7 protein-coding genes are annotated in these 15226 nt (G+C 62.6%); 3 read left to right on the top strand and 4 right to left on the bottom strand.

Annotated elements, in window-relative coordinates:
• Positions 1 to 72 (bottom strand): helix-turn-helix domain-containing protein (locus tag AC19YT_RS03190; RefSeq protein WP_146469857.1); only part of this gene is annotated, 72 nt, incomplete at its 3' end.
• Between the two features lie 28 nt (positions 73 to 100).
• Between AC19YT_RS03190 and AC19YT_RS03195 the strand changes: the two genes are divergently transcribed.
• Together AC19YT_RS03195 and AC19YT_RS03200 are read left to right on the top strand one after the other, a co-directional pair.
• Positions 101 to 1627, top strand: a complete 1527-nt coding sequence (locus tag AC19YT_RS03195) for a hypothetical protein (RefSeq protein WP_500609698.1) — start codon at positions 101 to 103, stop codon at positions 1625 to 1627.
• A gap of 324 nt (positions 1628 to 1951) precedes the next feature.
• Positions 1952 to 4255, top strand: coding sequence for an autotransporter outer membrane beta-barrel domain-containing protein (locus AC19YT_RS03200; protein WP_095111147.1), 2304 nt, complete (start codon positions 1952 to 1954; stop codon positions 4253 to 4255).
• A 62-nt stretch (positions 4256 to 4317) separates the two neighbouring features.
• On the opposite strand, the gene AC19YT_RS03205 is transcribed toward AC19YT_RS03200, so the two are convergent.
• Entirely contained in the window at positions 4318 to 10671 is a 6354-nt protein-coding gene (locus tag AC19YT_RS03205) for an IPT/TIG domain-containing protein (RefSeq protein WP_500609699.1), read from the bottom strand.
• A gap of 422 nt (positions 10672 to 11093) precedes the next feature.
• Here AC19YT_RS03205 and AC19YT_RS03210 point away from each other — a divergent pair, with 422 nt between their 5' ends.
• Positions 11094 to 11681, top strand: a complete 588-nt coding sequence (locus tag AC19YT_RS03210; protein ID WP_095108590.1) for a LysE family translocator — start codon at positions 11094 to 11096, stop codon at positions 11679 to 11681.
• Position 11682: 1 nt separating this feature from the next.
• Here AC19YT_RS03210 and AC19YT_RS03215 read toward each other — a convergent pair whose 3' ends face one another.
• Both AC19YT_RS03215 and AC19YT_RS03220 read right to left on the bottom strand, forming a co-directional pair.
• Entirely contained in the window at positions 11683 to 12516 is an 834-nt protein-coding gene (locus AC19YT_RS03215) for an AraC family transcriptional regulator (RefSeq protein WP_095108589.1), read from the bottom strand.
• Positions 12517 to 12726: 210 nt separating this feature from the next.
• Complete coding sequence (locus AC19YT_RS03220; RefSeq protein ID WP_500609700.1) at positions 12727 to 15201, bottom strand: TonB-dependent siderophore receptor; 2475 nt, start codon at positions 15199 to 15201, stop codon at positions 12727 to 12729.
• Positions 15202 to 15226 lie beyond the last annotated feature (25 nt).

A 15226-nucleotide genomic window follows, 5' to 3' on the forward strand; every position in this document is an offset into this window, starting at 1 on the left:
CAGGCTGAAACCTTGGGCATGACCGATTTGAATGGTGGCGCGCTCTTCAACGCTGAGTTCGGAATAAGACATAGGGACAGCACCGTACCGGAAAGGTCAGGTGTTGCACTCAGTTTTCGCCGCCGCCGGGGTTATTAATAAGAGCTTGCTGGAGGCGCAAGAGGAATTTACCTTCAAAGTGGATTTGCCGACTGATAAAAGAAGTGGTGACAGTATTAAAGTGTTCTACGGCAGCAGTATTCCAGGGACCTTTATTCGAGAGGTTTTTATCGGTGGGGTCGGAGATCAGGAGGTGGAATTCAAGTTGCACCGTGGTGACATCTATAGCCACGACGAAGGTTCAAGAATTCTTTATTATCAATGGCGTGACCGTGTTGGAAATGAAGGGCCTTTTTCGGATCCTTCGCATCTTCAAATCCAGATTAACCCTATTCCGGAAAATCTCCCGCCGTTGCGGATACCGGAAGCCGATGATGGATCAGTCAATTATATTGATGCCAATACCCATGTGAGTGTCGTGCTTGAAACTTATGATAACCCAATGTTTGGTGTTGATGAACTCATGGTTACATGGGATAACCTGCTACAGGTGCCTCAATTAATTACTGCTTTTCCTGTTATTGTCGAGGTGCCGTTTTCAGCGGTTGCGAGTACAGGATTAGGGCCGAAAACTTCGGAGGTGAGCTATTACATTGTGCGCCGGTTTAACTCGTATCCTGCCCCTCAGAAGACGTCGGTTGCTGTTGATTTACGTAAGCCGGGTCCGGAATCTCCAGATGAGCCGAACATTCCCATCGACCCAGGAATCGGCAATCCAGAACTGCCTGCGGTTATCGTCAGGGGGGGTGCATCTACGGTAGAAAATGAAATTATCAATATCGACCGCGGCCAGGATGTGACAGCGACGGCTCCTATTTATACCGGCGTTAAAGCCGGTGATGTGGTGCAATTGTATTGGAATAACATACCGGTGCCGGGGTTGGGGCGTGGGGTTCTCCATATGCTTGGCAATGAAACGGCCCTTAATTTTCTTATAGATTGGGATCTCGTAGAGGCAACGGGCAATGACCCAGAGGTCAAGGTTCAGTACCGTATTACCCACCCGAATACAGGGGATAACTTTAATCCTTCGCTTGTACAGAACGTGGATGTTTATATTAATGTGGTTGCTCTTCCCGTTCCTAAGTTTGCGCGTGCCACTTTTGATAATGATTTCGGTGTTTGGTTTGTCACCTGCTGTGAGCTGGAACTTATGCCGGGAGCGGGGGGGTACGGTATGAAAGTGAGTGTTCCAGGTAGTACGGAACTCAAAGCGGGGGATATGTTAACGTTCAAGTATGAAGGTAGAAGGTGGGATAATGATTCGGGTAATTACGTACCGCGTCCTTCTTTGCCGTTTACTGTGCCTCGTCAGATAACGCAGGCGGAGGCCCGCGACGGCTTTGATTTATTCATTCCCTACGCCGCTGCATTTGAAGAAACCCACGACGGCCAGGCAACTGTTAGTTATTCGGTGATGATAAACGGCCGGGTTGAGATGTCTGATAAGTTTGAAACCGAGGTGGTAATGGTTTGGGCTGACGGAAAGGCATGTTTTGCTCCGGGCTCTATTAATACATGCAAATAAAGGGAAAGGATTAGGTGTTTTTAATCAAGGCCACGAAGGGCAAATACCTTTCGTGGTTTTTTGCCGTTTGTGGATGAAGTGGGATGTAGAGGTAGCGCGTCATGGCGCTGCGCAATGTTGGAAGGCAGGAATACGGACTGTACTCCGTTGCAGTTGGCTGTTATGGGAATGATCCTGATTTTTTGTATCTCTGGGTGTTTTCTGTCGCTCGTAGTGGATTTTTCCTACATTCGAAGTGTTTTGTTCCGCGTATTCTCCGCCGCCGACTCCGAGTCGTCTGATCGGAGATAAGTGTATTCATTGAACCGCGAAAGGTAATTCACTATGTCAGTCACCTCTTTTACCTGTCCTATGTTGCCGCTGGCCCGCGCCATCGGGCTGCTGTCTTTTTCCCCAGTATTGTTGCTTAGCCCTTTGGCCCACGCCGAGCTCCCGCCGGAAATCATCGATGGCCGAACCAAGACCGTTGATGCGGCCACCCCTGCAGCCCCTTACCACGTCATCAATGGCGGCCAATTGAATGTGCATGGCGGCACGGTTTTTGAGACTACCGTCACCAACAACTCCGCTATTAATGTGACGAGCGGAACCTTTACCGGGAGGAATGGCCACTCGGCGCTGGAAATCAATAACAGTACTGCCACTATCGCCAATGCCGTGTTCAACGGTGATTTCGCTGGCCTGGGGTTTATCTACAATCCCGCTTCCCCGGCAGGTGCGAAGGGGGTGATTACCAATAGCGAAATTACCGGTGTCTGGGCCGGCGTTGAAGTTGGGGGTGCCAGTGAAGCCAAGCTGGTCGATAGCAAGATCAGCGGCACAGGTGAGTTCGGTGTCGGGCTGAGTTTCTACGGCGGCAAGATCGAAGCGGTAGGCAGCCAGATTCGCGGCACGCTCGCAGGTGCGCGCTTGGAGTCGGATACCGAAGGGCTGGGCCTCGACGCTTACTTGGTATTGGATAACTCCAGCGTAGAGGGCGTCGCCGGCCCGGCAATCGACGTGTCTTTTGGTGGCAAGGGCACCATCGATGTCTACAACAACTCGACCCTGATTAGCAGCAACGGCAACCTGCTGGAAGTGCGCGAAGCCTCCACCGCGGCCATGAACGTCGCCAACAGCCACCTCGAAGGCAATGTGCAACTGACCGGCAACAGCACCGCCAACCTGACCTTCAACCAGGGCCAGATGACTGGCGATGTGCTGGTGGAAGACGGCAGCACCGCCACTGTGGCCCTGAACGATCACTCACAGTTCACCGGGCGCCTGGACAAGGTCAGCACCGTGGCCGTCAACGGCCAGTCGAACTGGACCCTGACCGGCAACGACACCGTAGGTGCGTTGACCATGGATGGTGGCACCGTGACCTTTGGCGCACCTGCGGCGACCAAGAACGCGGCCAAGACTTACTACCAACTGAACACCGGTTCACTGTCCGGTGAAGGCACTTTCGCGATCAAGGCTGACTTCGGCACCGGTGAGCGGGATTTCCTCAATGTCACGGGTGAGGCCACTGGTAACCATGGCCTGTTGGTCAACGCTTCGGGGACTGACGCGCTAGACCCGCAAAAGCTGCATGTCGTGCATACGGCGGCCGGTGACGCGCAGTTCTCCCTGGTGGGCGGCCGTGTGGATGTGGGCACCTGGTCCTACGAGTTGGCCAACGCCAGCAATAGCGGCGCTACCGACTGGTACCTGGACCCCACCACTAAGGAAATCAGCCCCGGTACCCGTTCCGTACTGGCCCTGTTCAACACCGCGCCGACCGTGTGGTACGGCGAGTTGAGCACCTTGCGCAGCCGCATGGGCGAGTTGCGCTTCAACGGCGCCGCCGCTGGCCTGTGGGCCCGTGGCTATGGCAGCAAGCAGGACGTCGACGCGCAATCGGGCGTGGCCTATAAGCAGACCCAGCAAGGCTTCTCCATCGGTGCCGACACTGCGCTGCCTTATGGCGACGGCAACTGGTTGGTGGGTGTGCTGGCCGGCCATAGCAACTCGGACATCGACGTGGCCCACGGCACTTCCGGTACGGTGAAAAGCTACTACCTGGGCACCTACGCCACCTGGATGGACGACGCCAGCGGTTACTACTTCGATGGCGTGGTCAAACTCAACCGTTTCGACAACGAGGCGAAAGTAGGCCTGAGCGACGGCGCCCGCACCAAGGGCAGCTACAACAACACCGGTATCGGCGCCTCGGCGGAAGTGGGGCGGCATATCAAGCTTGAAGACAACTACTTCGTCGAACCCTTCGCCAAACTCTCGGCCGTGGTCATCAAGGGCAAGGACTACGACCTGGACAACGGCATGAAAGCCGAAGGCGGCGACACCCGCTCCCTGCTGGGCAAGCTGGGTGTGACCGCGGGCCGTAACTTCGAGCTCAGCGATGGCAAGGTGGTGCAGCCTTACATTCGCGGTGCAGTGGTGCAGGAGTTCGCCAAGAACAACCACGTGCAGGTCAACGACAACCAGTTCAACAACGACCTGTCGGGTTCGCGCTTCGAAGTGGGCACCGGTGTTGCCATGTCTCTGTCGGACAAGTGGCAAGTGCATGCCGATTTCGACTTCAGCCAGGGCGACAAGATCAAGCAGCCATGGGGTGCCAACGTCGGCGTTCGCTACAACTGGTAAGCGCTGGGCATGAACAAAAAAGCCTCGCATCTGCGAGGCTTTTTTGTGCTCGTTCGCCGGGCCTAGAAGGGTTTGCCCAGGTTGAACAGCATTGATTGGGTCTGCTGCGCGCCGGAGCCGAGGGTGAACTGGTACTCCATGCGCAGGGTCCAGTCCGACTCCGTGAGCAAGCCAAGGCCCAGGCCGAGCATGCCGCGATCCTGGCTCAGGGGCGCGAGGCTGACGCGGTACAGCGTGCTGCCGTTTTCGGCATAGCGCATCGAGGCATCGCCGGCACCCTGGAAGTCGTGCTGGTACTCCAGGCGCAGGCTTGGCGTGACTTCACCCAGGGCAGTGCTGGTGGCGTACTGGCTGCGCAGGCCCAGGCTGGTGCTGGTGGTTTTCACCTTTTGCTCGTCGTAGCTGAGGGCGAAAATATCGTCGCCGCGCTCGCGGTAACGGTCCAACTTGCCATCGGCCAAGTCCAGGCGCGCGTAAGGCGAGAGCAGCCATTGTGCTTCGCGGTACTCATAGCCGGCCGTCAAGGAAGCGAAGGTCTGGTTACCGTCGCGCTTGCCATTGACCACCCCGGCGTTGTCGGTGACATAGCGGCGGTTGTCGAAGCTCAGGCGCTGGTAGCCCAGCACCCCATCCAGGTAGATGCTTTCGATCGGCCGATAGCTGCCATACACCGCCACGCTGTAGCTGTCGGCCTGGCTGCGGCTGCCGTTGTCGCCGATATCGGTTTTGTCGTGGCCATAGCCCAGGCCTACGCCCAGGGTCAGGTTGGGCGCCCAGCGGTAGTCGGCCCCCACGGACAGGCCGGAGGTGACGAACTTCTGCTCCTTGTCGGCAGAGCGCTTGGCGTCGTCACCGATGCTAATAGTGCCGCTGGTCCAGAACGCCAGGGGCGAGGTGGGCGCGTCACCGGGCTGGTTGCCCAGGGCCGGCATCTGCTCGCTCGACGGGGTGGTGCGCAGGGACGGCTCAGCCTGCATCTTGGCGTTTTTGATCTGCAGCCACTGTTCGATGCCGGTGGGGTCATCGTTCAGCCGTTGGCGCTTTAGGCTGGCTGTCGACAAGGTGAAGCCGTTGCTGAACGGGCTGACATTGCCGCTGTGCAGGGCCTCCAGGCGTTGCTGGAAGTTGTTGATCTGGCCACTGGCGAAGCGTCGGCTGCTGTTGGCCTGGGCGTTGAGCAAACCTTGCACCTCGGCATCCTTGGACGGATCGCTGCGCGCGCTCAGGCTGATGCTGATGAGCCCTGGGCTGGAGGTGAGGCTGGCGTTGCTCAGGGTGTAGCTCAGGTTCACCACGCCGCTGGCGTCCGGGTTGGGCACAAAACGCAGAACGAAGCGCTTGCCCGCCACGCGGGCCGGTGCGGCACGCAGGTTGGCCGCGCCAGCGCCCGCTTCATGGATGGACGCACGGCCCACGCTCGCCGGTACTGAGGTCAGCAGGTTGGCGGCGATGAACGGGCCGCCGCTGGCGTTGTTGGTCAAATCCACCTCCACCGGTTGCCCCGGGCCGGCGCTGTTGGCCGCTTGCGACGGCGCCACCGGGGTTTCATCGGCCACTTGCAGGGTGTAGTGCTGCGTGACCGTACCGGGTGTGCCGGTGCTGCCATCGGTGGCGGTGAGGGTGATCGCGAAACTGCCGCTTTGGCTCGGGGTGCCCGACAGCGTCGCCGTCGCCCCATTCCAGCTCACACCGGCGGGCAGGTTGCCGCCCTGGGCCAGGGTGTAAGGCGCGATACCGCCGCTGACCGAGAACGCTTGCGTGAAGGCACTGCCGTGGGTCGCGTTGAGCGTCGATGCGCCCGGTGTGAGGGTGAGCGGTGGTGCGGCGCCGACGGTCAAGGTGAAGGTCGCGGGCGCCGCGAACGGGCCGCTGCCGGTGCTGCTGTCGGTGGCCGTGGCGGTGACGGTGAACGTACCTGTTTGGGTCGGTGTACCGGCAATCGTCAGGCTGGTGGCGGTAGTGGTCGTCATGCTCAACCCCGCTGGCAGGCCGCTGACGTTGAACGCGGAATAGGGCGCCGCGCCACCGTGCCAGGTCAGGGTCTGGCTATAGGCCTGGCCGCCGCCGGTGGACCAGCCACCCGAGGCGGTGGTGGTTTGCACGGGTGCAGTCACCGTGATGCTGACGGTGGCCGGTGCAGAGGTGCCCGCCGCATTGGTGGCGGTGTAGGTGAATGTGTCAGTGCCGGCGTAGCCCGGCGTTGGCGTGTAGCTGATGCCCGTGCCGCTGGCCGTGGCCGTGCCATGGGCGGCGGCGCTGGCCACGGTCACCGAGGTCGGCACGAAGCTGCCCAGGTTCAAGGCGATCGGGTTGGCGCTGCTGCCATAGGCGACAGTGGCGCTCACCGGGCCGACGGCGACATTGATGTAAGTGAATTGCGCCGGGGCACTGCTACCGCCCGGCGTGGTCACCCGCACATCCACCGTGCCGGTACCGGCCGGTGCGGTGGCAGTGATCTGGCTGGCGCTGTTGACCGTGAAGGCCGACGCGCTATTGCCACCGAAATTCACCGCCGTGGCGCCCGTGAAACCGCCGCCGCTGAGGGTTACCACCGTGCCGCCCGTGGTGGGGCCGACAGCGGGGGCAAGGGAGGCGATCGTCGGCGCGTTGGCATAGGTGAACTGGTCTGCCGCACTGGTGGCCGTGGTGCCGCCGGTGGTAGTCACGCGCACATCCACCGTGCCCGAGCCCGCCGGGGCGGTCGCGGTGATCTGCGAAGCGCTGTTGACCGTGAAGGCCGACGCGCTATTGCCCCCAAAGCTGACCGCTGTGGCACCCGTGAAGCCGCTGCCGTTGACGGTCACCGAAGTGCCGCCCGCCGTGGGGCCGCTGTTGGGGCTGATGGACGTCAGCGTTGGCGCGGTGACGTAGGTGAACTGGTCTGCCGCACTGGTGGCGCTGGTGCCACCTAGGCTGGTCACGCGCACATCGACCGTGCCCGTTCCGGCCGGGGCGGTGGCGGTGATTTGCGTGGCGTTGTTGACCGTGAACCCCGTAGCGGCCGTGGCACCGAAGGTGACTGCCGTAGTCCCGGCGAAGTTGGTGCCGCTGAGGGTCACCGTGGTGCCGCCCGTTGCAGGGCCGCTGCTGGGGGAAATGCTGCTGACCGTCGGTGCTCCCACATAGGTGAAACGATCCGCCGCGCTGGTAGCACTGGTGCCACCGGTAGTGGTGACGCGCACGTCGACCGTGCCCGCTCCTGCTGGCGCTGTGGCGGTGATTTGAGTCGCGCTGTTGACTGTGAAGCCGGTAGCGGCGGTGGCGCCGAAGGTCACCGCCGTGGTGCCGCTGAAGTTGGTGCCGTTCAGCGTTACCGTGGTGCCGCCTGTTGCGGGGCCACTGCTCGGGGAAATGCCGCTGACGGTCGGTGCCCCCACATAGGTGAACTGATCTGCCGCACTGGTAGCACTGGTGCCGCCCGTGGTGGTGACGCGCACGTCTACTGTGCCGGTTCCTGCTGGCGCTGTGGCGGTGATTTGAGTCGCGCTATTGACCGTGAACCCCGTGGCCGCAGTGGCGCCGAAAGTGACAGCCGTAGTGCCACTGAAGTTGGTGCCGGTCAGCGTTACCGTGGTGCCGCCTGTTGCGGGGCCACTGCTCGGGGAAATGCTGCTGACCGTCGGCGCCCCCACATAAGTGAACTGATCCGCCGCGCTGGTAGCACTGGTGCCACCGGTGGTGGTGACGCGCACGTCGACCGTGCCCGCTCCTGCTGGCGCGGTGGCGGTGATTTGAGTCGCGCTATTGACCGTGAACCCCGTGGCCGCAGTGGCACCGAAGGTGACCGCCGTGGTGCCGCTGAAATTGGTGCCGGTCAGCGTTACCGTGGTGCCGCCTGTTGCGGGGCCACTGCTGGGGCTAATGGATGTCAGCGTTGGCGCGGTGACGTAGGTGAACTGATCCGCCGCACTGGTGGCGCTGGTGCCGCCCGTGGTGGTGACGCGCACGTCGACCGTGCCCGTTCCTGCCGGGGCGGTGGCCGTGATTTGGGTAGCGCTGTTGACTGTGAAGCCGGTAGCGGCGGTGGCGCCGAAGGTGACTGCCGTAGTACCGGCGAAGTTGGTACCGGTGAGGGTCACCGTGGTGCCGCCCGTTGCAGGGCCACTGCTGGGGGAAATAGCGCTGACCGTCGGTGCCCCCACATAAGTGAACTGATCCGCCGCGCTGGTAGCACTGGTGCCACCGGTAGTGGTGACGCGCACGTCTACCGTGCCGGTGCCGGCCGGCGCGGTGGCGGTGATTTGAGTCGCACTATTAACCGTAAATCCGGTAGCCGCAGTGGCGCCAAAGGTGACTGCCGTAGTGCCGCTGAAATTGGTGCCGGTCAGCGTTACCGTGGTGCCGCCCGTTGCAGGGCCACTGCTGGGGGAAATAGCACTGACCGTCGGCGCGGCCACGTAGGTGAATTGATCCGCCGCACTGGTGGCGCTGGTGCCACCGGTGGTGGTGACGCGCACATCGACCGTGCCGGTTCCTGCCGGGGCGGTGGCGGTGATTTGGGTAGCGCTATTAACCGTAAACCCGGTAGCCGCGGTGGCGCCGAAGGTCACCGCCGTAGTACCGGCGAAGTTAGTGCCGGTGAGGACTACCGTAGTGCCGCCCGTTCTAGGCCCGCTGCTGGGGGAAACAGCACTGACTGTCGGCGCATTCACATAGGTGAACTGGTCTGCGGCACTGGTGGCGCTGGTGCCGCCCGCGGTGGTGACGCGCACATCGACCGTGCCGGTTCCCGCCGGGGCAGTCGCCGTGATTTGAGTCGCACTATTAACCGTAAATCCGGTAGCCGCAGTGGCGCCAAAGGTGACTGCCGTAGTGCCGCTGAAGTTCGTACCGGTGAGTATCATCGTGGTGCCGCCGGCTGTCGGTCCGCTGGTGGGGGACAGGCCGGTCACAACCGGCGGTGCCACTGGCGTGACGCTGTTGGACGCTGCCGACGCAGCGCCGGTGCCCATCGCGTTGGTGGCGGTGACGGTAAAGGTGTAGGCCGTGCCATTGCTCAGGCCGGTGACGGTGATGGGGCTGGCCGTGCCGGTTGCGAAGGCGCCTGAGTTGGAGGTGACGGTATAGCCGGTGATCGGGCTACCCCCGTTGCTGGCGGGGGGCGTGAAGCCCACCGAAGCGCTTGCGTTGCCTGCGGTGGCGGTGCCGATGGTCGGGGTCCCAGGCACGGAGGCACTGACGGTAATGGTCACGGTGGCGGGGCTGGACGTGCCGAAGGTGTTGGTGGCCGTATAGGTAAAGCTGTCGGGGCCGGAATAGCCTGCGGTGGGGGTGTAGGTAATGCTGGTGCCGCTGGCCGTTACCGTGCCATGGCTGGCCGCCGAGGCCACGGCCACGCTGGTGGGGCCGCCACCGGAGAGGTTGAGAGTGATCGGGTTGGCCGTGCTGTTTGCTGCGACCGTGACGCTGGACGCCCCGGCAACCGGTGCGGAGCCCGCATTGACCTGCACGCTGAAGTTCTGGGCCCCGGCATACGGCCCGAGGCCGCCGCTGCTGTCCAGGGCTCTGAGGGAAAAGCTGTAGTTCCCCAGGGTGCTCGGTGTGCCGGACAACTGGCCGCTAGGCGACATTGAAAGGCCCGGTGGAAGGGAGCCGGATTGAACGTTGAAGGTGTAAGGCGCGGTGCCGCCCGTGGCGCTGAACTGATGGTTGTAGGGGGTCGACAATCCCGCCGCTGGTGGGGTATCGACCGTGACCAGCACCGTGGGGTGGTTGATCGTGAAGGAATAGGCCTGGGTCAAGGTCTGCGGTGTGGCGGGGGTCGAGTCGGTCACTCTGATGCTGAAACTGAAGGACCCTGTGGCAACGGGGGTGCCGGAGATTGTGCCGCTCGCGGTGTTCAAGCTCAAACCGGCGGGCAAGGCGCCTGCGGTGATGGCATAGGTATAGGGCGCAACGCCCCCGCTGGTGGCCAGGGTGGTGGAAAAAGCTGCGCTGATCGCCGGCGTGGGCAGGCTGGACGGGGTTATCGTCATGGACGAAGTGGCGGGCAGAATGGTAACGAAAACCCTGACTTCGCCACTGAGTTCGTCGAACAAGATGAAGAAGTCGGAGGTGGCGCCGTCGCCATAGTTGGTATAGAGCGCCTTGTTGTCGCCGTTGTTGATAAGGCCGGTGATCTTGCCGTGGGAGGCCTGCGCGTTGTTATCGATCAAGCCAAAGCCATCGCCATTGCAGTACGTCAAGTCGACTTCCTTCGACTCGCCCGAGGCCACCGTAATGTACTGATCGGGGCACAGCGTGCTGGGGCCGGCCAGCGCCGGGCTTGCCACCAGGGCCAGCAGCGCCAGGCTCAGCCAGGCGAACAGGTGCGCCAAGCCCTTGCGGCTTGTGGCTCGCGGGCGTTGCTTGAGTGAAAAAAGGCTCAGGAATGCCGAGGCCGCGCGAGCGGCTACCACGTTGGCAGGACGCAACATACGTTCTCCAGTACAGAGTTTTTTAATTGTTGTTAAGGCGTGTCGGGCTTGCTGCAAAAGCGGATTGGGCCAGGGTGGCCGGTAGGCAAGGGCGGGTGGTTGAGTGACCACGGCGCGCATACAGCTGGAGTGTCGAAGCATCCCATTCCCGTCCCTAGGCAAACTCACGTGTCCGTCTTGCGTGTGCCCCTGGGGGCGTGAGTACAGCTGCTTCGACCGGTGGTGGCTATTTGAGACCACTTGGCTCGAAAGTGCCTGATTGTGGCGGGATCATTGGGGTTTGTATGTAGTTTTGCCGAGAAATTGCAGGTTTTTTTTCAGCCAAACCGCGAGGCCCGCGGGCTAGACGCATTTTCTTCAATACGCCCTGTAGGTGCGCCCTTAGGCTCGGCCCCTCTTTCAACACAATAAGAGTGCCTGCAATGAGTTTGACCCTGTCCATGGCCGCGTTTGCGCTGGCTTCTTCCATCACCCCTGGGCCGGTGAATATCGTCGCCCTGAGCTGCGGTGCCCGCTTCGGCTTTGGCGCCAGCCTGCGCCACGTCACCGGGGCGACCTTGGGGTTTGTCCTGCTCTTGGTGCTGATGGGCCTGGGCCTGCATGAAGTGCTGAGCCTGTGGCCTTTTTTGACCCGTGCGGTGGAGTGGGCCGGGGTGGCGTTTTTGCTGTACCTGGCCTTCAAGTTGGCGATGGATGACGGCCAGATCAGTGCCAAAGAGGCCAACCGGGCGCCGTCCATGGCGTATGGCGCGCTGATGCAATGGCTCAACCCCAAGGCCTGGCTCGCGTGTGTGGCGGGGATGGGGGCTTTTGTGGCCAATGGCGAAACCGCGCTGGTCTGGCACTTTGCCCTGATCTACCTGGTGGTGTGCTACCTGTCGGTGGCGTGCTGGGCCTACGCCGGCACCTTCCTGCGCCGTTACCTGAACAACCCGAGGGGCATGCGCCTGTTCAACCGGACCATGGCGTTGCTGCTGGTGGCCTGTGCCTTGTACTTGCTGCTGGGTTGAATCAGCTGCGGTACTGCCCCGGCGTCGCCGCCAGGTGTTGCTTGAAGGCTCGCTGAAAATGCGCCTGGTCGGCGAACCCGGCCGCCAGGGCCACCTCGGCGATGGCGTGGCCGTTGCGCAGTTGTTCTTCGGCGCGCTGGATGCGGCAGTTAATCAGGAAGGCGTGGGGCGTCATGGCGTAGCGCTGCTTGAAGCGGCGGATCAGGTAGGAACTGGAAAGCCCACTCAGGGCGCAGAGGTCGTCCAGTTTCAAGGCGTGCTGGCAGTGCGCGCGGATGTAGTCGGCGACCTGCGCCAGGTGGTTGTCCTGCGCCGTCAGCGGGGCTTGGGCCGTGGCCAGGCGTTGATGCAGGGCTGTGAAGAAGGTGTGTGCGGCGTCCTGTTTTTGCGTGCTGCTCAGGTGTTCGTCCAGCAGGGAGTCGTACAGCGCGTTGAGCCCGGCATACACGCTGGCGTCCTCGCTGTGGGTCACGGCGAAAGGCTGGAAGGCGCCGTCGCGGCTGAACCCCAACCGCTGCTGCAGGGCGGCGAGCCACTGGGTGTCAACGTAGAGCATGCGGTACGACCAGGGCTGGTCGTTGACCGGGTTGCAGGCGTGCACCTCGCCCGGGTTCATCAGCACCACCGTGCCGGCACTGACCCGAAATTGCTGGTGTTCATGAAGGTAAGTGCTGTGCCCGGCGGTGATCGCGCCGATGGAGAAGTGTGCATGGGAATGGCGGGCGTAGCAGGCCTGGCGGCCATCGGTGATGCCGCGGGCCTGGATGAACGCCAACGCCGGGTCGCGCCAGAAACGCGGGGCCTGGTCGCGGTTGTGCAAACGAATGCGGGGCATGGGTGGGCGCTCCAAGGGCAAGGCAGGCTGGCAGTTTAGGCCTTGTGCGGGCTTGTGGCGCGGGTAAATAGCGAGGGATACCCCGCCGGCGCCACCCACACCCCGTCGAGCCGGCCCTGCGGCACTCGGCCTCTGTGGGAGCCGGCCCGCCCGCGATGACGGCCGCAAGACCGCTATCGCTGGCAAGCCAGGCGCCTACGGGGGCCTAGATCAGAAGTCCCACTTGGTGGTCAGTTGCAGGCTGCGCGGGTCGCCGTAGAACCCGGTGCCGAAGTTGCCCATGCCGGTGTAGTACTTCTGGTCGAACAGGTTTTTCACGTTGAGGGTGGTGCTCAGGTGCTCGTTGAAGCGGTAGCGTGCCATCAGGTCGGCCAGGTAGTAGCTGTCCTGGGTGATCTTGGTGTACTGGCCGAAGTTGACGGTATCGCTGGGGTTGGGTTGGAACACGTTGCCGAAGAACTCGCTCTGCCAGTTCACGCCGCCGCCCACGGTGAGCTTGTCCCAGGCGCCGGGCAGGCGATAGGTGCTGAACACCCGCACCAACTGCTCGGGGGCGGTGGTTTGCAGCACCGAGCCGTACACGTAGTCGCCTTTGGCGTCGCGGGTGTGGGCGTAGCTGTAGCCGGCGGAGAGGTTCCAGCCGTCCAGCACTTCGCCGGCCACTTCAAACTCGAAGCCCTTGGTGGTGGCACCTTTGGCGGCCTTGTAGATGGCGTCGGTGTCGTAGCCGCTGACCAGTTGGGCGACGTTGTCCTGTTCGATGTGGAACACGGCGAAGCTGGCGTTGACCCGGCCGTCGAAGTATTCGGCCTTGATGCCCGCCTCGTAGGCATCGCCCTCGACTGCGTCGAGCACGCCGCCGTCGGCGTCCTTGCTCATTTGCGGCTGGAAGATGTTGGTGTAGCTGCCGTACACCGAGTAGGTATCGTTGAGGTCGTAGACCACACCGGCGTAGGGGGTGATGACGCTGGTCTGGTGGTAGCCGGTGCGGGTGTCGACCTTGGCCGGGTCGTCGAAGCGGGTATGGTCCGAGCCCTTGAAGTTGCTGACCCGGGTGCCGAGGATCACCGACAAATCATCGGTGGGCTTGAGGCGCGTGGCCAGGTAGGCGCCGGTCTGGCGCTCGACGATATCGACGTCGCCGGAGCGTGGGATGTATGGCTTGGGGTATTCACCGTGCCAGTCGTTGATGCTGCCGCCGACCATCGGGTACACCGAGCCATAGGAGGGCACATCCTGGCGCGAATTGAGGGCGGTGAACCCCACCATCAACTGATGCTCGCGGCCCAGCAGGCTGAAGGGGCCGTCGAGTTTGACGTCGAGGTTGTTCTGCACCTCCTCGCCCTTGTATTTGCCCATGTACATGAACATGCCGTCGCCGGTGACCGGGTCCGGGTTGCCGCCGCTGGCAGAGCCGAGCAGGGTGTCGTGCTCGCGTTGTTTGCGATCGACACTGACCTTAAGGGACCAGTCGTTGGCCAGTTTTTGCTCCAGGGAGGCGAACGCGGTCTGGTTCTTGAAGTCGCGGCGGCTCCAGTCGGTGGCCGGGTTGAAGGAGCGCGAGAAGTGGGTGCGCGAGCCGTCGCTGTTGTACATCGGGAACCCGGTCCAGGAGGCGCCGCGTGAGCGGGTGTTCTGCTGGTCGAAACCCAGGGTGAGCAGGGTGTCGGGGGTCAGGTCGGCTTCAAGGATGCCGTAGGCGATGTCCTTGGTGTTTTGGTAGTTGTCGATGTAGCCGCTGCGGTCCTGGTACACACCGACGAAGCGCCCGCGCACGTTGCCGCTGTCGGTCAGCGGGCCGGAGATATCGCCTTCGCCCCGGTAGTTGTCCCAGGAACCGGTGGTGCCGGTGATCGAGGCCTTGAAGTCGCGGGTCGGGCGCTTGCGGATCATGTTGACCGTGGCCGAGGGGTCGCCGGCGCCGGTCATCAGGCCGGTGGCGCCCTTGGTCACTTCGACGCGGTCGAAGATCGCCATGTCGGTGCTGGTGGTGCCGTAGTCGTACACGCCGTCATAGGTGGAGTTGACGCCGTCGTACTGGAAATTGGTGATGGGCATGCCGCGGGTGGAGAACTCCCAGCGTTCGCTGTCGTAGTTCTGCACGCTGATGCCGGGGGCGCGGCGCAGGGTGTCGGCGATGCTGGTGCTGCCTTGGTCCTCCATCTGCTGGCGGGTGATAACGGTGACGGTTTGCGGTGTTTCGCGGATCGACAGGGCCAGGCCGGTGGCCGAGGACATGCTGGCGGTGGTGTAGGCGTGGGTGTCTTCGGTGGTGGCGCCCAGGCCTTGCCCGGAGATAGTGGTGGCGCCCAGTTCCAGCGGGCCACCGCTGTGCGGCGCGCGTTGCAGCACGTAGCCGCCGTTGGCTTGGGGCTGGGCTTGCAGGCCGCTGCCCTGGAGCAGGCGTTGCAGGGCTTCTGACGGGGTGTAGCGGCCGTTGAGGCCGGGGCTGCGCTTGTCGCTGGCCAGGTCATTGTGGCCGGCGATGAAGATACCGCTTTGCTCGGCGAAGCTGTTCAGCACGCTGACCAGCGAGCCGGGGGCGATGGCGTATTGGCGGGCTGGGGTGCTCGCCTGTTCGCTGGCAGCCTGGGCGTGGGCGCTGAACACCGGCGACAGGCTCAGCAGGGCGGCAGGGATGGCCAGCGCAAGCGGGCGCAGGGCAAAACGAAAACGTGGCGACATGGAGTTCCCTTTGGATCGGTTCGAT

This window comes from Pseudomonas sp. MF08875, assembly GCF_059862525.1.